Origin of the sequence: Candidatus Thiodiazotropha sp. LNASS1, assembly GCF_964212655.1 — a bacterium.
Lineage (GTDB): Bacteria > Pseudomonadota > Gammaproteobacteria > Chromatiales > Chromatiaceae > Thiodiazotropha.
In genome coordinates, this window is the sequence record NZ_OZ156465.1 from 3,042,338 (window position 1) to 3,066,689 (window position 24,352).

Here is a 24,352-nt window from a genome sequence, read left to right on the forward strand (position 1 = left end):
GTCATTCAGAAATGAGAGCAGCCAGGAGCATGAGGTTCAACGCCGCTATATTGCTCTTGACCCTATGGTGCGCACCGCTGATTGCTTATGCTGAGGCATCTCTCAAATCCATAGAGTTCTCAGCGCTGCCCGGTGACAGGGTTCAAATCTCATTGGGTCTGTCCGCACCAGTCGATGATCCGGTCAGTTTCACGACTGAAAATCCGGCAAGAATCTCGCTCGACTTCACCGGTGTCAGCAACGACCTGGGATATAAAACCAAGGTTATCGGTGTGGGGCCTGCTCACAGCATTACCGCATTACAGGCGGGTAATCGGACCAGGGTCGTTATCAATCTCACTTCACTGGTGGGATATAACACGGAGGTGCAGGGTTCGGATGTACTGATCACTCTCGATGTGAGCAACAAGGGGATCGGATCGGCTCCGGTCTCAAAAGCTCCCTCATCTGTCATGTCATCCAGCGGTGGTACATCGGAGATTCGTACCGACGGTTACAGCATCACCAATATCGATTTTCGACGGGGTGAAGCGGGCGAAGGGCGGGTGATGGTCACATTGACCAATCCCTCAACGCCGGTGGATGTTCGGGAAGAGAGCGGCAAGATCGTTGTCGAGGCCTTCAAGACCGATATCGATGCCTCCCTGGTGCAATCCCTGGATGTCATGGATTTCGCCACACCGATTACCAAGGTAGAGACCAAGCCGGTTGGGGAAAACGTAAGGATCGAGATTTCACCGACCGGTGAGTATGATTACCTGGCATATCAGGCCAACGAGGTGTTTACCGTTGAAGTAAGATCGCTGACGCGTCAGGAAAAAGAGGCGCTGCAAAAAGAGCGCCTGATATTTACGGGCGAGCGGCTGTCGCTCAACTTCCAGGATATTGAAGTCCGTGCTGTCTTGCAGTTGCTGGCTGACTTTACCGGTTTGAACCTTGTGACCAGCGACACTGTCGGAGGCCGAATAACCCTGCGCTTGAAAAATGTTCCCTGGGATCAAGCACTCGATATCATCTTGAAGTCCAAAGGCCTGACCAAGCGACAAATTGACAATGTGATCATGGTGGCGCCGACGGAAGAGGTGGCGGCGCGGGAGCAATTGGAGCTCGAATCACAACAGAAAATCGAGGAGTTGGCGCCGTTGCGTTCCGATTTCATTCAGGTCAATTACGCTAAGGCTGAGGATCTTGCGGCACTGCTAAAAGCTGAGGAAAACCGTCTGTTGTCAGAGCGCGGTAATGTTACTGTTGACGTTCGCACGAATACCTTGCTTGTCCAGGATACAGTAGCCAAACTCGAAGATATCAGGCGCCTGTTGCAGCGACTCGATATTCCTGTAAGACAGGTACTTATTGAGTCGAGAATAGTGATTGCCAATAACGATTTTGCAAAGGACCTGGGTGTAAGATTCGGCGCCAATTTTGATGGGTCGTTTGGCGATAACTTTACCCTCACGGCAGGTGCATTGCCCGGGCACATCGATAATACCTTCGGTATTGCTCCTGGAATAGAAATTAACAGTGACGGGGAGAATCAAGAGGGATTGATGGTCAATTTACCTGTTACCTCACCATCAGGTGGATTGAATTTCCTGGTGGGTAAAGTAGGTACCTATCTGCTTCAGCTCGAGCTGACCGCCATGCAGACAGAGGGCCGGGGTGAGTTGGTATCAAGTCCACGGGTAATTACTTCGGATCAAACTCAAGCCACGATAAAACAAGGTGTTGAAATCCCTTATCAGGAAGCGACATCCAGCGGTGCAACAAAGATAGCGTTTAAAGAGGCTCTGCTTAAACTTGATGTAACTCCCCATATCACACCGGATGACAGGGTTAGAATGGATCTGGTTATTAATAAAGACAACCCAGATTTTTCCAGGGCTGTTTTGGGTGTTCCTCCCATCGATACCAGGGAGATTGAGACGACTGTATTGGTGGACAATGGTGAAACTGTCGTGCTGGGTGGTGTTTTCGAAAGAAATAAAACGAATAATATGGAAAAGGTCCCGTTCTTTGGGGATATTCCTTATGCAGGCGTCCTTTTCAGGCGGAATGAAAGGGTGGATAACAACAATGAGCTGTTGATATTCGTTACACCGAAGATCCTCAAGGAGACATTGACAGTTCGTTGATAGTCTTTCGAAATCAATCAACAAGGCGCACCAGACGGTGCGCCTTTTTTGTTTGGAGTAATTGTAACTGTTTGAGATACTTCGCTATATATTCAATGTTTCCCGTCGCCTGGAAGACTTGAATGCATACACTTTGTTGGGTTGTGTTCGACGAGATAAAAGAGAAGAGTGCAATGCAGCTCTCCTGAACATGAGAAAATGTGTTTTAAAGCGGTCTTATAGCGTTGCAGTCTGCGTCGGGTAAACTATGCGTATACAAAATCTCTTTCTAATCGGTCCAATGGGTGCAGGCAAAACCACTGTGGGCAGACAGCTTGCAGAGTTTTTTCATAAGGATTTTGTCGATTCCGACCATGAGATTCAGCGCAGAACCGGTGTCGATATCCCAACGATTTTTGAATTTGAGGGGGAGAGCGGATTTCGTCAACGGGAGAGTGCCGTGATCGATGAATTGACTGCGCGAGAGGGGATTGTGTTGGCTACGGGTGGCGGTGTTATCATGCGAGAACAGAATCGCAAGCTGCTTTCGGCTCGTGGTTTTGTAGTCTATTTGCACTGCTCGGTCCGTCAGCAATACGAGCGTACCCATAGAGATAAAAACAGGCCGTTGCTGAGTACTCCCGATCCTAAGGGCAGGCTAAATGAGCTGATGGCAGTGCGGGATCCGCTCTACAGAGAGACAGCTGACATTATCGTCAGTACCGAAGGGCGAAATACACAATCGGTTGTTCAGGATATCCGCAAGCTGATTGAAAAGATGAAGCATTGAAGTCAAAGATAGGGTTAATGAATTGAGTAAATGCGAATGTAAAATGGAGGTGGATCTTGGCGAAAGAAGCTATCCGATTTTTGTCGGTGAGGGGATCTATGCCGATGCAAGCTATTACAGGAAATATATCTCGGGCAGCCAGGTTATGGTCGTCACCAATGAAACAATTGCCCCGATCTACCTGGATAAGACAACAGAAGCCCTGTCAGACTACGAAATAAAGACCTGCATACTGCCTGATGGAGAGGAGTTCAAAACACTTGAGATACTTAACCGGATTTATACCGCTCTTTTAAAAGGGCATTTTACGAGAAAATCCACTTTGGTTGCCCTCGGCGGTGGCGTGATTGGCGATATGACCGGTTTCGCTGCTGCGACTTATCAGCGTGGCGTGGATTTTATTCAAGTTCCCACCACGCTGCTATCACAGGTCGATTCATCCGTCGGCGGCAAAACTGGTGTCAACCACCTCCTCGGCAAGAACATGATCGGTGCGTTCTACCAACCACAACTGGTGCTGGCGGATACTTCAACCCTGAATACGCTGGATGACAGGCAACTCTCATCAGGTCTGGCTGAGGTGATCAAATACGGTTTAATCGTCGATGCCGAGTTTTTTATCTGGCTTGAGGAGAACATGGATGCCTTGCTTGCCCGTGATCCGGGGTCCCTTGCCTATGCCATTGAAAGATCCTGCAGGTGCAAAGCGGATGTTGTTGAGGCCGATGAGAAAGAAGCGGGACAACGTGCTTTACTCAATTTAGGACACACGTTTGGCCATGCCATAGAAACAGGTATGGGCTATGGTGAGTGGTTGCACGGCGAAGCTGTTGCTACAGGTATGTGTATGGCGGCGGACCTGTCGAGGCGAGAGGGGTGGATATCGGAGCAATCCTGCGATCGAATTTACCGATTGATAGAAAGGGCTAAACTTCCAATAGTGCCACCCGTTGAACTCTCGGTTGATCGGTTTCTTGAATTGATGGCAGTCGATAAAAAAGTATTGGATGGTCGTCTGCGACTGGTGCTCTTGAAAGAGATCGGCAGCTCTTTGGTAACGGATGATTTTAAGATGCATAATCTGAATGAAACCTTGTCTCAATACGGTAGTTGATAGCCTCTTCAAGGGGGATTTCTGGCATGTCTGACGCCAATGATTTTTTTTCCACAACGGAAGTGAGCGCACGCCTTGATCTGGTGCGTCATTTGATAGAGAACAGTGAGTTGGTTCCGCTGGTCAGAGGACCATCCGGTATCGGTAAGACGTTACTTGCCACGAGGCTCCAGCAGTTGGCGCCGGATAACTGGTCAGTGTGCCATTTTGATGCCGACCCCACCATGCAGCCAGAACGCTTGTTGGCAACCATCGCTCGATGTAGCGGATTGCCTGATATCGCCGGCGAATTACTGCAACGACTCGTGGACAGGTTTGGAATATTGCGGAAGCGGGGGCGGATTCCTGTACTGCTCGTGGATGACGCACATATGTTGCCGCCAACAAGCCTGATTACATTGCTGCGTCTTTTCGAAAGACAACTGGACGGGGTACGTCTGGTCAGTATTGTGTTGTTTGCTGATGAACAGATTGACCTGCTCCTTTCGACCCCTCAATTACAGGTTATGTCGCCCCAGGCTATCCAGGTCATCGACCTGCCGGTGATGACGCGCCAGGAGGCGGCGGCCTATATGCAGTTTCTTCTTAAGAATGAAGGTCTCTCGGAGAATCTGGCCTTGGATGAGGTTAAATTGAACCGAATATACAGGGAGACAAAGGGTAATCCCGGCCTGCTGGCCTCCGCAATCCTCAATGCAGTGGGTGAAAGTGGCAATGAAGAGAGAGAGGGTTCCTATTTAAGCGGTTATAAAAAGCAGTTACTTATCGGTGGCCTACCACTGTTGGTTGTTGTGCTGCTGTTCATTTGGCTGATCTCTTCTCTTATTGAGCCTGAATCCGAGACGCCCCCTGCCAGACAGGTTGAGAATAGGATCGAGCCGCTGCCCGCTCCTGCAGCACTGCCTCAGTCGGAGGCACAGATGCCTGAGGTGACTCAAACAGAAGCGGCCCCCGCCCCGGTGACGGAGAGCGCAGTCGCACAAAACCTGGATGTGAAGTCTCAAGCCCCCGAAAAGACGATTGAATCAAATGAGGAATCGGTAACCACCGCCAAGCTGGATGTTGTAACCGACTCAGTGGTGGAAAACAGCGCATCACCATCCGCCGTTCCTGTACTGCAGGAGAGCACCACAAGCGAAAACAGGGATGAGTTCGCTGCAGTGCAGGGAATAAAAGAAGCGCCTGCAGAAATAGAAGTTGAATCAGTGCAGTTGGCAAAATCGGATCAACCTATCGTGACTGATACGATTGAAATTAGTGACATGCAACAACAATCTGAGACGGCCGGTAGTCAGCCTGTTGATGAAATCAACTCCCAGCCAGTTGCAGAGGGACGGATTACAGATAAAGGAGATGAGTCCAAAACATCAGTGGAACCCCCTATAGCAGCGGTCGAGGAGATGGTTGAGCCTTCGGGGCCAGCGGAAAAGGCGGGCGGGGATGCTGCCACAGTATGGGTTATGTCGCGTTCTCCCGATAACTATACGTTACAGTTGATAGCGGTTGAAAACCTGGCATCATTGAAACGCTATATCGATACAAACAGTCTTACTGGTAAGACCCATACTCTTCAGATGACCCGAAATGGGAAGCCCTTGTATGCACTATTATGGGGCGAGTTTCCGGATCGTGAGAGTGCGCAAAAAGCTGTTTCTGAATTGCCGTCAAGGGTTCAGAAAACAGGTGTATGGGCGCGTAGCTTTGCATCACTGAAACAGTCAATGGCCCAATGATTATATGATTTAGGTTCGTATTTTTATCCAGTTAAGTTTTTTTTGCTGTGTCTTGAACACCACTGTTACTAAGTCCCGCCAATTGTGTGTGATTTTAACTGATTGATATTAATGAAATTATATGCAAGTTTGGCGGTCTTGGTGATTTAGGTTGATTGTGATACGCCTGGATCGATCCTTTAATGGGCGTGATCCGATTCAGAACTAGCTTGAGAGGAGATTCTCAAGTATCCTACGATGTTCTGTGTCTTCGAGTGCTTCGACCGCGACTGCTCCACACTCCTTCAGAGCCTATGACCGGTCGAGGCCACTTGATGTAAGCCAGCGACCTGACGGGTTGCTGTGTACTCCTTGATCAGGTTATTGCATAACCCTCGGTGCGGTGTCAGCCAAACTGGGGCGTGCTAAATGAGGTTTGCGTAATGAGCCAAGGTGCTTTACCACCGAAACAGGGACTATATGATCCCGCCAATGAACATGACGCCTGTGGTGTTGGATTTGTCGCCAATATCAAAGGTGTGAAAAGCCACGATACGGTACGCCAGGGTCTGGAGATACTTGATCGCCTTACCCATCGTGGTGCTGTCGGTGCCGATCCAAAAGCTGGCGATGGGGCAGGTATACTGCTGCAGATTCCCGATGCCTTCTTCCGTGGTGCGGTTGATTTCGAGTTGCCGCCGGAAGGTGACTATGCCATTGGCATGGTTTTCTTACCGCAAAATGCAGCAAGCCGAGACGAGTGTGAAGAGACGATCGAGTCCTTCATCGCAAACGAGGGGCAACGGCTGATCGGCTGGCGTGATGTGCCGGTCAAAAACAGCGGTTTGGGTGAAAGCGTTATTCCCACTGAGCCAGGTGTGCGACAGGTTTTTGTTGCCCGTGGCGATAATTGCAAAGATCAGGATGTCTTCGAGCGTAAGCTGTTTGTAATCCGCAAACAGATCGAGAATCGTATCAGGCAGGCTGAAATGGAGGGAGGGAGCAGCTTCTACTTCACTTCATTCTCGTCCAGGACCCTGGTCTACAAGGGGATGCTTCTGGCAAACCAGGTCGGTGATTACTATCTCGATCTGCAGGATGAGCGCATGCAGTCGGCCCTGGCCCTGGTGCATCAGCGATTTTCCACCAACACCTTCCCGACCTGGGATCTGGCCCACCCATTTCGCATGATTGCGCACAATGGTGAGATCAATACCCTGCGCGGCAATGTCAACTGGATGCGAGCGCGTAAGAATTCCATGGCCTCCGAGGTCCTGGGTGAGGATCTGGAGAAGATCTGGCCATTGATCCCGGAAGGTCAATCCGATTCGGCCTGTTTCGACAATGCCCTGGAGTTACTGGTTGCCGGCGGCTATTCACTGGCCCATGCCATGATGATGCTGATCCCTGAAGCCTGGGGCGGCAACAAATTGATGGATAATCAGCGGCGTGCCTTCTATGAATTTCATGCGGCGCTGATGGAACCCTGGGATGGCCCGGCAGCCGTGGCATTTACCGATGGCCGTCAGATTGGCGCAACCCTGGATCGCAACGGTCTGCGTCCCGCCCGTTACCTGATTACTGACGATGATCTGGTGGTTATGGCCTCTGAGATGGGTGTGCTGGACATTCCGGAAGAGAAAATCGTAAAAAAATGGCGCCTGCAGCCGGGCAAGATGTTCCTCATCGACCTGGAACAGGGACGCATTATCGACGATGGCGAGATCAAAGCCGAGCTCGCCACCGCCAAGCCCTACCAGGATTGGTTGGATCAAACCCAGATCCATCTCGATTCACTGCCTTCGGATGTGGCCCCGATGGCGCCCGATGACGAGGACCTGCTCGATGCGCAGCAGGCCTTTGGCTATAGCCAGGAGGATATAAAATTTCTCCTGACACCGATGGTGTTGACTGGACAGGAGGCGACCGGTTCCATGGGGGCGGATAATCCACCCTCTGTGCTCTCCCTGCGGGCCAAACACCTGTCGACCTATTTCAAACAGAATTTTGCCCAGGTGACCAATCCGCCCATTGATCCGATCCGGGAAGAGCTGGTGATGTCACTGGTCAGTCTGATCGGGCCCAGGCCGAATCTGTTGAATATGGCGGATGCCGGCGATCACATGCGATTGGAGGTCTCACAGCCGGTGTTGACCAATGAGGATCTGGAGCGCATACGCCATATCGAAGACAATACCGGTGGCGCTTTCAGAACCAAAACCCTGGATATCGTCTATCCATCAATGAGCGGTGTCGAGGGGATGAAGTCCGCGCTTACCAGACTCTGTGAAATGGCGGAGCAGAATGTGCGAGAGGGTTACAATATCCTGATTCTGTCTGATCGTCTGGTGGATGCGGACAATGTCGCCATACCGGCACTGCTTGCCACTTCGGCTGTGCATCATCACCTGATACGCAAAGGCCTGCGGACAGAGTCGGGTCTGGTGGTCGAAACCGGTTCAGCACTGGAAGTACACCACTTCGCCACCCTGGCGGGTTATGGCGCAGAGGCGGTCAATCCCTACCTGGCCTTCGATACCATTCAGGCGCTGTTGTCCTCCTTGAGCGAGCCGCTGGCGTTTGCCGAAGCCCAGAGACGCTATATCAAAGCGGTGGGCAAGGGTCTGAAAAAGGTCATGTCCAAGATGGGCATTTCAACCTATCAATCCTATTGCGGCGCGCAGATCTTTGATGCGGTGGGTCTTTCCAGTAACTTCATCGACGCCTATTTTACCGGTACCACAACGACTATCGAGGGTGCCGACCTGAATGAGATCGCCTCTGAGGCGGTAAAATGGCACGACAAGGCCTATGGCGATCAGCTGATATACAAGAAGCACCTCGATGTGGGTGGCGACTATGCCTACAGATTGCGGGGCGAAGATCACAACTGGACACCGGACACCATCGCAAAGATGCAGCATGCGGTGCGCAGTAATGATTGGGACACCTATCAGTCCTTTGCCGATGCGATCAATAGCCAGAACGAGATTCTATTGACGCTTCGTGGCCTATTCGAGTTCAAGCGGCTTGAACAGCCCCTACCTCTGGACGAAGTGGAGCCTGCAAGCGAGATTGTCAAGCGATTCGCCACCGGCGCCATGTCCTTCGGCTCGATCTCCTACGAGGCCCACTCGACCCTGGCCAAGGCGATGAACGCTATCGGCGGTAAATCCAATACCGGCGAGGGTGGTGAGGAACCGGAACGTTTCAATCCTCTTGAGGACGGCAGCAGGAATCCCGAACGATCGGCCATCAAGCAGGTTGCATCCGGCCGATTCGGTGTGACCACCGAGTATCTTGTCAACTCGGATGATATCCAGATCAAGATGGCACAGGGAGCCAAGCCTGGCGAAGGTGGGCAGCTTCCGGGTCACAAGGTCAATCAGCAGATTGCCCGGGTGCGTCACTCCACGCCAGGAGTGGGCCTGATTTCACCGCCGCCTCACCACGATATCTATTCCATCGAGGATTTGGCACAGCTGATTCATGATCTGAAAAACGTCAATCCCAACGCGCGTATCTCGGTCAAGCTGGTCTCGGAGGTGGGCGTCGGAACCGTTGCCGCGGGTGTCTCCAAGGCCCATGCGGACCATGTGACGATTTCGGGTTATGACGGTGGCACCGGCGCCAGCCCACTGACCTCGATCAAGCATGCCGGTTCGCCCTGGGAGATCGGCTTGGCTGAGACCCACCAGACCCTGGTGTTGAACAGGCTGCGTGGGCGTATTTCGGTTCAGGCTGACGGGGGTATGCGGACCGGCCGGGATGTGGTTGTCGCAGCCATGCTCGGGGCTGATGAGATCGGTTTCGCCACTGCGCCCTTGATTGCCGAGGGATGTCTGATGATGCGGAAGTGTCATCTCAATACCTGTCCGGTAGGTATTGCCACCCAGGATCCAGAGTTACGCAAGCGTTTTACCGGCAAGCCTGAGCATGTCATCAACTACTTCTTCTTCGTCGCCGAAGAGGCACGCAGGCTGATGGCGGAACTCGGTTTCAGGACCTGGAATGAGATGGTTGGTCAGAGCGACCGCCTCGATATGCGTAAGGCGATCAATCATTGGAAAGCGAAGGGGCTCGACTACAGTCGTTTGCTTGCCAAACCGCAAGCGGGGCCGGATGTTGCCCTGTTCAACTGCGAAACACAGGATCATGGACTCGACAAGGCCATGGACCTTGAGCTGATCAAACGCGCTCAACCTGCCCTGGAAAAAGGCGAGGCTGTAAAGATTGAGATCGATATCCATAACTACAACCGAACCTTCGGCACCATGTTGTCTGGCAGGGTGGCGGAAAGGTACGGTCATAAAGGATTGCCGGATGACACGATCTATATCAAAGCCAGCGGTACCGCAGGACAATCCTTTGGTGCCTGGGCAGCCAAAGGTGTCACCATTGAGCTGGCCGGAGAAGGCAATGATTACGTGGGCAAGGGCCTCTCGGGTGGGCGCCTGGTAATCTATCCGCCGGAAAATGCCGGTATCGGCAAGGCGGAAGAGAATATCATCGTCGGTAATACCGTGCTTTATGGCGGCATCAGCGGTGAATGTTATTTCCGAGGTGTCGCCGGGGAGCGCTTCTGTGTACGCAACTCGGGTGTCACGGCGGTCATAGAAGGGGTCGGTGATCACGGTTGTGAATATATGACCGGCGGTGTGGTGGTCTGTCTCGGATCTACCGGTCGCAACTTTGCCGCGGGTATGTCCGGCGGTATCGCCTATGTGTTGGATGAAACAGGCGATTTCAGTGAACGCTGCAATATGGCGCAGGTGGAACTGGAGCCGATCGAGGAGGAGGATGACGCCCTCGAAGCCCTGGATCACCAGGGTGGAGACCTGGAGAGCCACGGTCTGGTGGATCTCAGCCGCGATATGACGCGTTACGATGCGTTGCGCCTGAAGCAGCTGATAGAACGCCATCTGCACTACACCAATTCGGAGGTTGCCAAGCGAATTCTCAATAACTGGGATAGCATGCTGCCGAAGTTTGTTAAGGTCATGCCGGTAGAGTATCGACGTGCATTGAAAGAGATGCAGGCACAACACGCCGATGCGACCGCCAGTCAGGGGAGTCATTAGAGATGGGTAAACCAACAGGTTTTAAAGAGATTGTTCGGCAGGACAGGACCTACGCGCCCGTAGCGGATCGTATCATCCACTACAATGAGTTCGTGATACCGCTGAGCGAGGAGAACGTCAGCCAGCAGGGAGCGCGTTGCATGGACTGCGGCATTCCCTTTTGTCATAACGGATGCCCGGTAAACAATATCATTCCCGACTGGAACGACCTGGTCTACCGTGGCGACTGGCGTGCAGCGATCGATGTCCTGCACAGCACCAATAACTTTCCTGAATTCACCGGGCGCATCTGTCCTGCACCTTGTGAAGCTGCCTGTACTCTGAACCTTGATGATGAGCCGGTCACAATCAAGACCATTGAGTACAGCATTATCGAGAAGGCCTGGAGCGAGGGATGGGTCAAGCCCCAGATCGCCGATCACAAAAGCGGCAAGCGTATTGCGGTTGTCGGGTCCGGGCCGGCTGGGATGGCCGCTGCGCAGCAGCTCGCCAGGGCGGGACACGCAGTTGTGCTGTTTGAAAAACAGAACCGGATCGGCGGGCTGTTACGCTATGGCATCCCTGACTTCAAACTCGATAAAAAGGTGATCGATCGCCGTATGGCCCAGATGCGAACAGAAGGAGTCGAGTTCAAGACAAGCATCCATGTGGGTGTCGATATTCCCAGTAAACAGTTGCTGGATGACTTTGATGCGATTCTGTTGACCGGTGGCTCCGAGAAGCCCCGTGACCTGCCGATGCCCGGGCGTGAATTGAATGGTGTTCATTTTGCGATGGATTTCCTGCGCAGTAATAGCCATCGTGTTCAGGGTGATAAGGTGGATAACTTCATCTCCGCAGAAGGCAAGCATGTTGTTGTCATCGGTGGTGGTGATACCGGGTCTGACTGTATCGGTACCTCCAATCGGCATGGGGCGGCTTCGGTCACCCAGCTGGAGATTCTGCCGCAACCCCCTGAAAAGGAGAACAAGGGCACCACTTGGCCGGATTGGCCAAATAAGATGCGCACCTCAAGCTCCCAGGAAGAGGGATGTGAGCGTATGTGGCAGGTTGCCACCAAGGCGTTCCTCGATGACGGCGAAGGTAATCTTGCAGGTGTGCGATGCGTCAAGGTTGAATGGGAAAAGGATGAGAACGGCAGCTGGAAAATGAGTGAAGTCGCCGATTCCGAGTTCGAGCTTAAGGCTGATCTGGTGACCCTGGCAATGGGTTTTGTCCATCCGGTTCATGAAGGCATGATCGAAGAGTTGGGTGTGGAGCTGGACGGTCGTGGCAACATCAAGGCTGATACGGATGGTGCAAACGCCTATAAGACCTCCATCGACGGTGTGTTTGTTGCCGGTGATATGCGCCGCGGCCAATCCCTGGTGGTGTGGGCGATCCGGGAGGGACGCCAGGCTGCAAGAGCTATGGATGAATATCTAATGGGTACCACCGATCTGCCGCGCTGGTAATATCTAGGGCCGATTGGATGAGTGTTAACAGGCCCTAGCTGAAACCCGGTGTTAATGGCGCACGCCGGGTTGCGAAATTTCGTGGAGAGCACTATGCCGAACAGAGAGACCTCCGCTGCCGAGTCGAAGAAACAGACCTGCAACCCACTGGCTCCTTTGCCCCCGCTGGGCATGGATGCAGAGGCCATCTCATTCGATTTCCGCCGTTACTTCGCCCACACACTGGGACGAGACGATCACTGCACGTCCAGTCACTATCCCTATAAAGCCCTGGCGTTAGCGATTCGGGACCGATTGATCGAGCGTTGGAAACGCACCCGTTCCACCTACGAGAACGAAGACTGCAAACGTACCTTCTATCTCTCGCTGGAGTTTCTCATGGGACGTACCCTGAGCAACGCAATTCTCAATCTGGAAGTCAGTGAAGAGGTCAACCAGGCCTTCATCGACTTGGGTATCCATCTGGATGATATTCGCGAGAGTGAACCCGATGCCGGACTCGGTAATGGTGGTCTGGGGCGTCTTGCCGCCTGTTTTCTCGACAGCTGCGCAACGCTTGAACTGCCAGTGCGGGGGTATGGGCTGCGTTATGAATATGGTATGTTCCGTCAGCACATTGCCAACGGCTATCAGATTGAGGATCCCGATCACTGGCTGCGGGACGGCAACCCCTGGGAGCTTGAGCGTCCCGAGTATACACAGCGCATAAAATTTTGCGGCCATACTGAACATATCAACGGGTCCGTACGTTGGGTCGATACCCAGGATGTGCTGGCAGTACCTTATGACCTGCCGGTGCCCGGTTATCGCAATGGCACCGTCAATACCCTGCGTTTGTGGAAAGCGGCGGCCACGGATGAATTCAATCTGGAAGAGTTCAATGCCGGCAGTTATACCGAGGCGGTTGAGGCGAAGAATGATGCTGAGCACATCACCATGGTGCTCTACCCGAACGATGCCAGTGAGAATGGCAAGGAACTGAGGCTGCGTCAGCAGTACTTCCTGGCTTCCGCGAGCATCAAGGATGTCATCCGCGAGTGGAAGGAGAACCATGGCAGCTTCGATGATTTCGCCGACAAGAACTGTTTTCAGCTCAACGACACCCATCCCAGCGTCTCTGTCGCTGAATTGATGCGCCAACTGATGGACGAGCAAGGCCTGTCTTGGGATCGGGCCTGGAAGGTTACCGGCAGCACCATGGCCTATACCAACCATACGCTTCTACCCGAGGCGCTTGAGCGCTGGCCGGTAAAGCTGTTCGAGTGTCTTTTACCCAGGCTGCTGGAGATCATCTACGAAATCAATGCCCGCTTCCTCAGTGAGGTGGCCCTGCGCTGGCCGGGAGATACCGACCGTTTGCGGCGGATGTCGATCATCGAAGAGGGCCAGACGTCGATGGTGCGTATGGCCTATCTGGCCATCGTCGGCAGTTTCTCCGTCAATGGAGTTGCCGCGCTGCATACCGAGTTGTTGAAGCAGGGGCTGTTCCATGATTTCTATGAATTCTGGCCGCAGCGCTTCAACAATAAAACCAACGGCGTCACCCCGAGGCGTTGGCTTGCCGCATGCAACCCGGGTCTGCGCCGATTGCTCGATGAGACAGTAGGCAATGGTTGGATCTCTGATCTGCCGGCTCTCGAGCAGTTGCTAACCCATGCTGAGAATGCCACATTCCAACGCAAATGGCAGCAGGTGAAACGGGAGAACAAGCAGCGCCTGGCGGATTTGGTGAAGATCGATTGCAACGTGAGCTTTGACTGTGATGCCATGTTCGATGTGCAGGTGAAGCGTATCCATGAGTATAAACGCCAGTTACTGAATATCCTCCATGTCATCCACCTCTACAATCGTATCAAGGCGGGTGACACAAAAAATTGGACCAAGCGCTGTGTGCTGATCGGTGGTAAGGCGGCCCCCGGTTATCAAATGGCCAAACTTATCATCAAGCTTGTCAATAGTGTCGCCAGGGTGGTGAACAATGACCACCAGGTGGGCGATCTTCTGAAGGTCGCTTTCCTACCCAACTACCGGGTTTCGGCGATGGAGGTGATCGCTCCGGGTAGCGACCTGTCGGAGCAGATCTCCACTGCCGGCAAAGAGGCGTCCGGTACCGGCAATATGAAGTTTATGATGAACGGTGCAGTGACCATCGGCACACTGGATGGCGCCAATATAGAGATCCTCGAAGAGGTCGGCGAATCCAGCTTCATTCTTTTTGGCCTTACCAGCGAAGAAGTGGAGTCAATGCGCCATCATTATATGCCCAATCGAATTATCGATCAGGACAGTGATTTTAAACGGGTGATGCAACTACTGGAGAGTGGCTATTTCAACCAGTTCGAGCCCGGTATTTTCGATCCTGTTATCGAGTCGATACGCAATCCCTACGATCCCTGGATGACGGCCGCTGACTTCCGTAGTTACATCGACGCTCAGGAAAAGGTGGCAAAAGCCTATCTCGACCAGAGGCAGTGGATCCGTATGAGCATAGTGAATAGCGCAAAGAGCGGCCGCTTCTCCACTGACCGAACAATCCAGGAGTACAATCGGGATATCTGGCGTTTGAATCAGACCTCGATTCCGTCCGAAATCGAAGACGTATAGTGACTGTGTCCGAGCTGCCCTGCTGGATCTATCGTAGCCCGCGCAAGGATGAGATGTACCTGTACATCGCCAGGGAAGATGATTTCTCCTGTGTGCCCGAAGCCCTGTTGCAGCGTTTCGGCAAACCGGTGCAGGTCATGGAGATAACCTTGACTGAGCAGCGAACACTTGCTCGTGAGGATATCAGGTTGGTGATGGCCAATTTGCTTTCCCAGGGTTTTCATCTTCAGATGCCACCTAAGATGGACGTCGATCTCTACGTCGGGGATTGATTCGACCTGCTATCCTGAGTTGATACTTCGTAGTACCATAGTAGAGCGGTAATGGACTCAACGGATTATTTATAAGGAGATATGCCCGCTATGAAAAGCATCATTGCAGTTACCTTTTCTCTATTTTCTATATTATTCACATCTCCATCATGGGCGCTCAGTGCAGTTGAGTATAAAAACCTCACCGATGGTATTTCATCAGATGAGATGATTGTCTACGAATCGACCGGTAAATTGCGCCACATTACTGTGTTTACAGATATTGATTGCGGTTACTGCAGAAAACTGCACAGCGAGGTGCCTGCATTGAATGCATCCGGTGTGGATGTTCGTTATGTCGCATATCCTCGTGCCGGAATTGGATCGGACAGCTTTAAAAAGTATGTCTCTGTATATTGTGCAGACAACCCGAAGAAGGCACTGACTAGCGCTAAGATGGGGATGCTGTTGAAGCCGGCGGATTGTAAAAATCCGGTGGAAGAAAACTACCAGTTTGGAAATAGATTGGCAGTCAAAGGCACGCCAATGATAGTGATTGATGACGGATCGGTCGTCAGCGGTTATTTGTCTGCGCGCAAGCTGTTACGCCGAATGAAGGTTGGCTATGTCTCGCCGCCAAAAGGGAGTGAGATGTTCCCGAAAGTTGCAGCAACCCGTATTTCGCCAGAGCAGTATTTGATAATAAACGAGGCGCACCTGTACACCAGGCCGGATACTCGTATGCAGTCGATGGGTACGATGCAACCCGATGTTGTGCACAAGTTCAGCTTGGAAATTGAAATAGATGGTGAACGATGGTTGGGTTTCAGAAAAGGTGGCAGTCAATACTACACACAAGCAAACAACCTGCGGCTGATTCCAAGTGTAGCGACACAGTCGATAAAATCGAAAAAGTATGCAGCGGTCAGACCTACGGCTTTGTATATTTCGCCAGACAAATCAGCTAAAAAAATGGCTGACATGCCGGCGAGGAGTTACTTTCGTTTCAATCTTGAGGTTAGGAACGAGAACGGACGATGGCTGGGTTTTAGTCGAAACGGAATAAAATATTATGCACCGGCTACTGATCTCGAGGAGATATAATTAATCGAGTGCGAAAGCTCAGCGGGTCTGCTCGACTGACTGCAGAATGCCTATCGACGAAAAAAGTGATAAATACGTTATTCATCTATTTACTCTCGTTGGCTCGGTCCTTACCTGGGTAATAACTTATGAGTATGCATTCCACTGTGATTCGGTGCTTTTAGAGAATGGGTTCAAGAGGCAGCAAGCCCCAGAGGAAGACTTTCACTCTTTTCAGGAATCCGACATTTTGCTGTTCATCGGATATATTTGCTTCCCAGCTATTTTCAGTCGCCATGTCCTGACGGATCGCCTGCGCTACCTGTTGCGCAATCCTCTCATCGCGTATTACGAGTCCTACTTCCGTGTTCAGGTTTGCTGATCTTGGGTCGAAATTGAAGGTTCCGATATAGGTTATACGGTCGTCGATGACCATGGACTTGGCATGCAAGGCAAAGATCGGCACCTCCTTGCCCAGTTGTTCATGGCGATCGATCAGTCGCCGATAGATACCTGGTTTAGATCGGAATTCGTAGATCTTGATGCCGAGATCGAGCAGTCTCTGTTTCTGCTTTTGGTACCCCGAATAGGCCTGGAGATTATCTGTGGATTCGAGGGAGTTTGTGACGATGGCAATTTCGATACCTTTAGCCAACATTTCGGAAAAAAATTCGAAGCCCCCTTCCGGCATGATCAGATAAGGGCTTTCTATCAGAACCTGGCGCTTGGCTTCCGACAATAGATTGATAAGGGAGGTAGTGGTTTGTCCACCGCCATCGAGCTGATGGATTTGGTTGTTTTTGCCGGGTATATCGTGGAGGTAGTCCACACTGGTCCACTGCATCCCGGCAAAGATTTTATCGACGCGCTCACCCATGCCAGTGATGTCATTGCGAACTTCAGGGGCGAAATTCTGCGGATGTTGGGCATATTGGCGTAACCAATCGACATAGTCGTCAATCTGCTTTGCCGTCAATCGCTGTTTCTCCTCAGCCAACAGGATGTCGAGGGAAACGGAAAGCGGACTCCCCCAAAAGAGATTGAAACTCTGTTGTATCTTCGGCAATACGGACCCGACAACCATGACATCCCGGTCACGGAAATTATAGGCATGATCGTAATCGTAATACTCATCGGCCATATTGCGGCCGCCGGTGATGGCTACAGTTTGATCGTAGATCACCACTTTGTCATGCATGCGTTGGTTGGAGCCTCGGAAGTCTGTGATCAGGTGCCAGAGACGGGTCAAAAAACCGGTGCCCACAGAATGCACGGGATTATAGACCTTGATCTGGATGTTAGGATGGGCATCCAGTGAAAGCATTGTCACCGGCTCGGCGTCGATCAAGAGGTCATCGACGATGACCCGTATCCTGGCGCCGCGTTCGGCGGCACTGAGCAGGCTTTCGCTGGCCAAGGTCCCGATATTGTCGGTGCTCCAGATAAAATATTGGACATCGATGGTTTTATCAACAGCTTCTGTAAGCCATGCTCTTGTTAAGAGGGACTCTTCTCCTTTCTCCAGGACGTAAACCGCACTTTTGCCGGGATGCTGCTTTGCAGCCTGAGTCATGATATCCAACATGCCGGCTTGCACGAATGATGTCTGCAGGACCAGTAACAGAAAGCTAAGCAGCTGAGAGATGGACAGCCCAGGGTTTTGTAAAATCTGTTTGAGTTTAAATACCATCCCTGTTATCGCACTGTTTGTCGAATCGACCTCAATCAAAATGGCATCAATAGTGCGGTGGAGGAGGTTCAGTCTCACCAGGTTGCAGCGGTGATGGGTCCAGCGCCTGCAGGCGTTGACGTAGTGTCTCTACGGTTCTGTTGAGGGAATCGATGGTGCGTTGTTGCTCGATAAGGGTTTCACTGAGGGTGTGTATGGCCTGTTCCTGAAAAGCCATCCGACTCTCCAGGTCGATAATGCGGTCGTTCATCTTTGCCTATCTTGGGTAGCGGTCGTCGAGATTGGCCGGGCAGAGTACATTCCGCATGATACCGATCAGCTCCAGTAGCTGATGGTTGCGAATGCGGTAGTAGATGCGGTTAGCCTCTTTGCGCGATACCACGATGTTTTTGTTTCGCAACTGTTCAAGATGTTGAGAGATATTGCTCTGTGACGTACCGGTACGTTCTACGATTTCGCCGACTGAGAGCTCATTCTCCCCCAGCGAGCAGAGAATCTTCCACCGCAACGGATGGGCCATGGCCTTGAGGGCATTGGCGGTGAGCGATGTGTCTTCTTCATCGGTCAGGCGTGGGTCGATTGGCTCGTTCATTGTTTCAAGCTCCTTAGGATGCGTTCTGCACGGCATCCATGTCGCGGATATAACCAGTCATATCCTTTGCGATACATATAATATGGCTGATATTTCCCGTGCTGTCTTTAACCGCGGTACGAGAGAAGAGAATCGGAACACGCCGACCGTCCTTGGCGATGAAACTTGCCTCGATTCGGCTCAGGGCTCCGGTTCGTATCAATGCCTCCAGCCAGGTGCCGAAGAAGGCGCCCGCCTGCTCCTCTGCCTCCTCTTCGAAAACATCGCCGATCGACATTCGCAGAAGATCCGCCTCGCTGTAGTCAAGCATCTTGCAGGCGGCAGGGTTGACGGATTCGATCTCGCCCTCGGGATTGAGCACCAGCAGTGCCTCACCCATATAGGTTATGATATTTTCAAGGTGTTGCTTGGCGGCGGCCAGTTCTGCGGTTCTTTCCGCCACCTTTTGTTCCAGGATTTTGTTGAGTTCCCGCTCTTTTTCGATGAGTCTGAAATAGGTGCTGATCTTATTCAGCAATTGGTTGTCATCGATGGGTTTCAGCAGATAGTCGACACCACCTACCTCATAACCCTTGAGCTGGAACTCTTCGGTCTTGAATGCGGCAGTAAGGAAGATGATTGGGATGTCTTTGGTCTTTTTACGGATTTTCAGCATCGATGCGGTCTGAAAACCGTCCATCTCCGGCATCTGTACATCCAGAATGACAAGGTCGATACCGGGTTCCCTGACTGCGATGTCGAGAGCCTGTTGACCCGATGTGGCCTCCAGAATCTCCACGTCCATATAGCGCTCAACCAGCGTACGCAGGGTGAACAGGTTGTGCGCGTGGTCGTCCACGATCAGGAGTTTGAAACCGGCGTATCTCTTCATTCTGTCTCTATATGCACACTAAAAAGTGCCTGCAGCTTCTCTGGGGAGACCGGCTTGGTTAAAACTTCATCTGCTCCGGCATCCAGGCACAGGCTGCGGTCTTCCGCCGCATTCTTCGCGCTTAGTACGATCACTTTGAGTGTATCGAGCTTCATCTTGTTGCGTATATGCCTGATCGTATCATAGCCATCCTGCTCCAGCATCATGATGTCCATCAAGACAATGTTGAAATCCGGATCATCTTTTAGGGTATCAATGGCCTCTTGGCCGTCATATGCGGCAGTCACCTCAAATCCCCAGCCCTCCAACAACGGTGTAAGAGTAAGCAGGCTCTGCAGATCACCATCCACGACCAGGACGCGTTGATCTGCAAAGGGTGTCTTCGATGGTTCCGCCATTGAAGTGATTGCCAGAGTAGGGATTCTTTCCTGCATCAGCCGCGGCTCCTCCGTCACCTGCAACTCGATCTGATGGGAAGAGAGCAGACTGTGATCGAGCTCCAGCGGCAGGCACAGAGTAAATCTGGCCCCGGATCCTTCTTCGCTTTCCAGGCTTATCTCGCCGCCCAGCAGTTGAGCCAGCTCACGGCTGATACTCAGTCCCAGACCTGTACCGCCGAAACGCCGACTGGTGGAGCCATCCGCCTGCTTGAACGCCTCGAAAATCAGCTCGTGCTTACTCGTGGGAATCCCGACACCACTGTCTTCAACGGCAAAGCATAGGGGATGAAGTTCCACTTCCGGCTGCATAAAAACGCGTACCTTAGCCCCGCCTTGATGGGTGAATTTGAGAGCATTGGAGAGGAAATTCTTCAGAATCTGACGAACTTTGTCCTGATCCGACAGGATGCTCTCCGGCAGCGTAGGTGCATATTCGAGGGAGAGCTGCAGGCCCTTGGCGTCGAACTGGGGTTTCACCATTTCGATAAGGTCTGAAACCAGAGGCTTGATGGGGATCTGCTGCAGACTGATACTTGCTTTACCCGCCTCGATTCGCGACAGATCGAGGATGTTGTCGATCAGGGCCCGCAGATCGCGTCCGGCCTCATGAATGACCTGCAGCTGTCTCGTCTGTTCAGCGGACAGACTCTCGGGCGCCTCATTGAGCATCTTGGACAACAACAGGATGGAGTTGAGGGGGGTTCGCAGTTCATGGCTGACATTGGCCAGGAACTGGGATTTGTAGCGATTGGACTCTTCCAGTTGTCGTGCGTGCTGGCGTTGCGCCCCGGCCTGTTTTGAATGATGCTCCGCGAGTTCAGTCAGCTGCTGCCCCAGCTGTTTTATCTCTTGCGACCCTTTCCAGTTAAACTCTACCGCTTCATCCTCACGCAGGACCCGCCCCACACCATCACGTAGCTTTTGACCGAACTGTTCTGCACGCATGGCGATAAATCGGGCAACGATGAACAGGATAACCAAGGCAATGACTACGATAGTCATGACACGAATGATCAGGACATTGCGGAACTTATGCAGAGGTGAGGGATCGACTGGCCGACCAACCCATAAGGGACCGGAACCTTCGGTGCTGAAGAGCGGTACCCAGATTACCTGTCTGCCCTGACCGCCTTCCCAGAGTGCCAGGCTATTCTTGTCGAAGATTGCCTGCAGGCCGGTGAAGTCCTCAAATGCGCGTTGCTCGGCGCTTCCCTTGAGACGCTCATCCAGGTAAGCGCCATCATTGGTGACCCAAAGTGTGTTGCGGTAGGCGCTGGCCATGCCCCCTACGTCGATATTGACCACCACGGCACCCAATGGAACCACTCGCTCCTGACGGTCGGGCCCGATTATCGGACTGATCATCCGCAGGGTCATGAATCGCCTGGGATCCAAATGGGACACATTGGGGTTAAGACTGATTTTACTGACTGCGACCCGTCCATACTCCTGGAGGATATTGTGTTGAAAAAAATCTCTGGATGGCATATCCGGTTTTTTGATTGTCGGTTCCCACTGTTGAGTCCGGGCATTCAACTCCAGCCAGAAGCGGGGATTGCCTTCAAGATCGAGAAAAAGGATCTGAAATATATCGAGATGGTCGCGAAGGATCTGGTTGATCCATTTGGTGTAGCGTACCCGTGCGTGATCGATTTGCTCCTGTCCCTCTTCCAAGTCGCGTTGTCCCAGGATGAGGCCAGGTTCGGGGAGTTTCGCCAGTAGTCGCAACATCTCGTGACGGCTTGCAAGATGTTCATCGAGATCGCGGAAATCCGCACGCAGATTCTGCAGATAGGCCTTGTGATAGAAAAATTCGAGGCGATCCAGGACAAACGGCAGATTCGTCATTACCATCGCGGTCAAAGGTGCGAAACCAAAGAGAAACAGCAGTATCAGAATCTGAGTGCGAATTTTCACGTGTACGTCATGTTCAGCTGCTAACCAATTAGGGCCTGTTAACACTAATCCAATACGCCCTGCCGGGGCTGTTTTCGTGCCCAGCAAGGCAGAATGAGCGTGGTGTAGTTATTCTACATGAGCGAATGATAACGCCGCTGGGGGCGAAAACAGCCCCAGCCCTTCGGGTTGCGCCCCGAAGGAAGTGCCCTTGGGGTATGCCTGAAAAAGCGCCACTCGGCGTTGCTCGTCGTTCATTTGGAATAACCAAACTTCTCTCCTCGCGCCTTGATTGGTGCTTTTTCAGATACAACAGGGCGTATTGGATTAGTATTAACAGGCCCTAAGTGATCTTCTTCACCTTCTCCAGTACCTGGGTTGCATGACCTTTCGGTTTCACGTCATACAGCGCCTCTCTTATGATACCCGCTTTGTCGATGATAAACGTCGAGCGTAGGATGCCCATTCTTTTCTCGCCGTTTTTCTCCTTTTCCCGCCAGACATCATAGTCGTTGCATACCTCGCCCTCGGTATCCGCCAGCAACTGCACGGTGAGACCGTGTTTATCGCGGAATGCGGCATGGCTGACGCAGTTGTCCCGACTGATGCCTATCACCTGAGTATCCAGCGCGGAAAACTCATCCATCAGGTCCGAGAGTTCCAATGCCTCAATGGTACAACCGGTGGTATCGTCTTTCGGATAGAAATAGATCACCAGGTTCTGGTTACCGAGAAAATGATTGGAATTGATGATATGCATGTCAGCGTCCGGTAACTCAAAGGGTGGTGCTTTATCTCCAGGGTTGAGCATCTATTTTTCCTCTGTTTTATGTTGGTCGTTATATCTGTGTCCTGGCTGGTGTGCCGCTATAGCCCCGCCGTCAGCCGGATGGACATAATGGCAAGATAGTTGACTCCATGGAGCTGGGTCAACTACCGGTATGCAATGACCTGCAGCAGCTTGAGGGTATGCCGGCTGGACGACCGATCAGTCGCTGTTCTCTGACTGTCCATTTTTATCCAAAAGTGGCGCAAATAGCTTGTTCGGCGAGGTACGGGAGGCTTTACTCGGTGCACTGTCAAGGCACATTAAGGTGAATCCCGCAGGTTAATTTCGGTAAACCCATTATCGCGAACGGTAGGAAAAATCGCTGATTCATAGCATAATGTTAAATTAAAGTAGGGTCCTTGATTCCTTGAGCCATTCAAATAACCAAATAAATTGTGGTTATTGTTTCGTTAGTGTGTGGCGGTTTACCTGCACAAGCAAGGAAGCACCGAAATCAGAGAAGGCTAATCCACATGTACGATGACTTTTACAAGCTTGACGGAAAACCATTCCAGCTGACGCCGGATCATAAATTCTTCTTCAACAGTAAGGGACATAATCGTGCCATGGCCTATTTGCGTTACGGTCTTGAGCAGGGAGAGGGGTTTATCGTCATCACGGGGGGCATAGGTACCGGCAAGACCACCCTGGTACGCAATTTGTTCGATGAATTGAGCAGTATGAATGTCATGGCCGCCCAGTTGGTTACCACCCAGGTCGATCCTGACGATATGTTGCGTATGGTCTGTGCCTCTTTTGGTCTGGCTCATGAGGGGCTCAACAAGGCTACCCTGCTGCATAATCTGGAGGCCATAGCACGCGCTCGGCATGCAGAAGGAAAGCAGATGTTGCTGGTGGTGGATGAGGCGCAGAACCTGCCGCCCCGATCGGTCGAGGAGTTGCGCATGCTCTCCAACTTCCAGGTCAACAACAAGGCCTTGGTACAGACCTTTCTCCTGGGTCAGGAGGAGTTCAAACGCACCCTGCAGAGTCCGGGAATGGAACAGGTGAGACAACGTATTATCGCCTCCTACCATCTGGATCCGTTGAGCGCAGAGGAGACGGAAAAGTATATCCTGCATCGACTGCAACTGGTCGGCTGGAAGGAGGATCCCACTTTTGCAGAGGGTGTTTTTCCGATGATTTTCGAGTTCACTGGCGGTGTGCCTCGCCGGATCAATGCGATGTGCGACAGAATGATGCTGTATGGCTGTCTGGAAGAGCTCCATACCCTGGAGAAGGATGCTGTATTGTCGGTGATGCAGGAGCTGGAGCAAGAGGTCAGTTTTGATCCTCCCGGTACCGAAGAGGCAGAGCAGTCACAGCAGCTTGCATCCGTCTCCCCGCTGCATCCGACCGGAGGGGGGGTGAATGGTAATCAGGCGGCGGCAACCCAGCCCTCACCGCAGACCCTGGCCCATGCCGATGAACTGGTTTATCGGATACAAGACCTTGAAAAGGAGATCAGCAGTCTGAAAAAGACGCTGAGAAACGAGCAGAAGCTGCTGCGAAAGGCGATTCTGCTGCAGATGGATCTGGATGAGTATGAGGATCTTGATTAATCAGTGATGGGCACGCCCGGTCTCAGTCCAGGGCGGGTCCGATCATTGCTTCGATAGGTTCGAATCCACGCGCCTCAAGGGCCTCGGCAATATCCTCCCAGCGATAGTCACGATTTGTCTCTTCTGCCTGGGCAATAATGCCTGTTGCGAAGCGGTATGCCTCATTGGTATCGAGATCCTTCGGGACTTTTACCAGCCGAATCTCATCAAAACGTGCACTGGGCAGAACCATATACTTTTCTTTCATATCTGTTCCATACGGTATGGTTATT

At 52.1% G+C, this 24,352-nt stretch carries 17 protein-coding genes; 10 read left to right on the forward strand and 7 right to left on the reverse strand.

The window, feature by feature from the left end; all coding sequences use genetic code 11:
- The first annotated feature begins 29 nt into the window (after positions 1–29).
- The 9 genes from pilQ to AB8516_RS13395 all read left to right on the forward strand — a co-directional run bounded on the left by pilQ (position 30) and on the right by AB8516_RS13395 (position 16,221).
- On the forward strand, positions 30–2,132 hold the full coding sequence (pilQ, locus tag AB8516_RS13355; protein ID WP_369161351.1) for a type IV pilus secretin PilQ: 2,103 nt from the start codon (positions 30–32) through the stop codon (positions 2,130–2,132).
- Positions 2,133–2,379: 247 nt separating this feature from the next.
- Positions 2,380–2,901: a shikimate kinase AroK gene (aroK, locus tag AB8516_RS13360; protein WP_108340123.1), complete on the forward strand. Its 522-nt coding sequence runs from the start codon at positions 2,380–2,382 to the stop codon at positions 2,899–2,901.
- Between the two features lie 43 nt (positions 2,902–2,944).
- Positions 2,945–4,015 (forward strand): 3-dehydroquinate synthase, encoded by a 1,071-nt coding sequence (aroB, locus tag AB8516_RS13365; RefSeq protein ID WP_369163285.1) that lies wholly within the window; start codon positions 2,945–2,947, stop codon positions 4,013–4,015.
- Between the two features lie 26 nt (positions 4,016–4,041).
- Positions 4,042–5,748: an AAA family ATPase gene (locus tag AB8516_RS13370; protein ID WP_369161353.1), complete on the forward strand. Its 1,707-nt coding sequence runs from the start codon at positions 4,042–4,044 to the stop codon at positions 5,746–5,748.
- A 422-nt stretch (positions 5,749–6,170) separates the two neighbouring features.
- Positions 6,171–10,808, forward strand: coding sequence for a glutamate synthase large subunit (gene gltB / locus AB8516_RS13375; protein ID WP_369161355.1), 4,638 nt, complete (start codon positions 6,171–6,173; stop codon positions 10,806–10,808).
- A gap of 2 nt (positions 10,809–10,810) precedes the next feature.
- Positions 10,811–12,262: a glutamate synthase subunit beta gene (locus AB8516_RS13380; protein WP_369161357.1), complete on the forward strand. Its 1,452-nt coding sequence runs from the start codon at positions 10,811–10,813 to the stop codon at positions 12,260–12,262.
- A gap of 171 nt (positions 12,263–12,433) precedes the next feature.
- Positions 12,434–14,866 carry a glycogen/starch/alpha-glucan phosphorylase gene (locus AB8516_RS13385; RefSeq protein WP_369163286.1) on the forward strand — a complete coding sequence of 811 codons (2,433 nt, stop codon included), beginning with the start codon at positions 12,434–12,436 and terminating at the stop codon, positions 14,864–14,866.
- Positions 14,866–15,138 (forward strand): YcgL domain-containing protein, encoded by a 273-nt coding sequence (locus AB8516_RS13390; RefSeq protein WP_369161359.1) that lies wholly within the window; start codon positions 14,866–14,868, stop codon positions 15,136–15,138. The genes AB8516_RS13385 and AB8516_RS13390 overlap by 1 nt, the downstream gene beginning before the upstream one ends.
- Positions 15,139–15,228: 90 nt before the next feature.
- Positions 15,229–16,221, forward strand: a complete 993-nt coding sequence (locus AB8516_RS13395) for a thioredoxin fold domain-containing protein (RefSeq protein ID WP_369161361.1) — start codon at positions 15,229–15,231, stop codon at positions 16,219–16,221.
- Between the two features lie 160 nt (positions 16,222–16,381).
- Here AB8516_RS13395 and AB8516_RS13400 read toward each other — a convergent pair whose 3' ends face one another.
- The 6 genes from AB8516_RS13400 to AB8516_RS13425 form a co-directional block, all read right to left on the reverse strand.
- Complete coding sequence (locus AB8516_RS13400) at positions 16,382–17,890, reverse strand: phospholipase D family protein (RefSeq protein ID WP_369161363.1); 1,509 nt, start codon at positions 17,888–17,890, stop codon at positions 16,382–16,384.
- 46 nt (positions 17,891–17,936) lie between these two features.
- The gene (locus AB8516_RS13405; RefSeq protein WP_108289700.1) at positions 17,937–18,140 is read right to left on the reverse strand and encodes a SlyX family protein; all 204 of its coding nucleotides are present in this window, start codon (positions 18,138–18,140) and stop codon (positions 17,937–17,939) included.
- 6 nt (positions 18,141–18,146) lie between these two features.
- Positions 18,147–18,482 carry a metalloregulator ArsR/SmtB family transcription factor gene (locus tag AB8516_RS13410; protein WP_108280044.1) on the reverse strand — a complete coding sequence of 112 codons (336 nt, stop codon included), beginning with the start codon at positions 18,480–18,482 and terminating at the stop codon, positions 18,147–18,149.
- A gap of 13 nt (positions 18,483–18,495) precedes the next feature.
- Positions 18,496–19,353 carry a response regulator gene (locus tag AB8516_RS13415; RefSeq protein WP_369161365.1) on the reverse strand — a complete coding sequence of 286 codons (858 nt, stop codon included), beginning with the start codon at positions 19,351–19,353 and terminating at the stop codon, positions 18,496–18,498.
- The gene (locus tag AB8516_RS13420; protein WP_369161367.1) at positions 19,350–21,710 is read right to left on the reverse strand and encodes a hybrid sensor histidine kinase/response regulator; all 2,361 of its coding nucleotides are present in this window, start codon (positions 21,708–21,710) and stop codon (positions 19,350–19,352) included. Before AB8516_RS13420 ends, AB8516_RS13415 begins: the two co-directional genes overlap by 4 nt.
- 322 nt (positions 21,711–22,032) lie before the next feature.
- A complete protein-coding gene (locus AB8516_RS13425; RefSeq protein WP_369161369.1) occupies positions 22,033–22,500 on the reverse strand; it encodes a peroxiredoxin in 468 nt (155 codons plus the stop codon).
- 491 nt (positions 22,501–22,991) lie between these two features.
- On the opposite strand from AB8516_RS13425, the gene AB8516_RS13430 reads away from it, so the two are divergent.
- Positions 22,992–24,080 (forward strand): XrtA/PEP-CTERM system-associated ATPase, encoded by a 1,089-nt coding sequence (locus AB8516_RS13430; protein ID WP_108289704.1) that lies wholly within the window; start codon positions 22,992–22,994, stop codon positions 24,078–24,080.
- A gap of 22 nt (positions 24,081–24,102) precedes the next feature.
- On the opposite strand, the gene AB8516_RS13435 is transcribed toward AB8516_RS13430, so the two are convergent.
- Complete coding sequence (locus AB8516_RS13435; RefSeq protein WP_069121103.1) at positions 24,103–24,327, reverse strand: hypothetical protein; 225 nt, start codon at positions 24,325–24,327, stop codon at positions 24,103–24,105.
- Positions 24,328–24,352 lie beyond the last annotated feature (25 nt).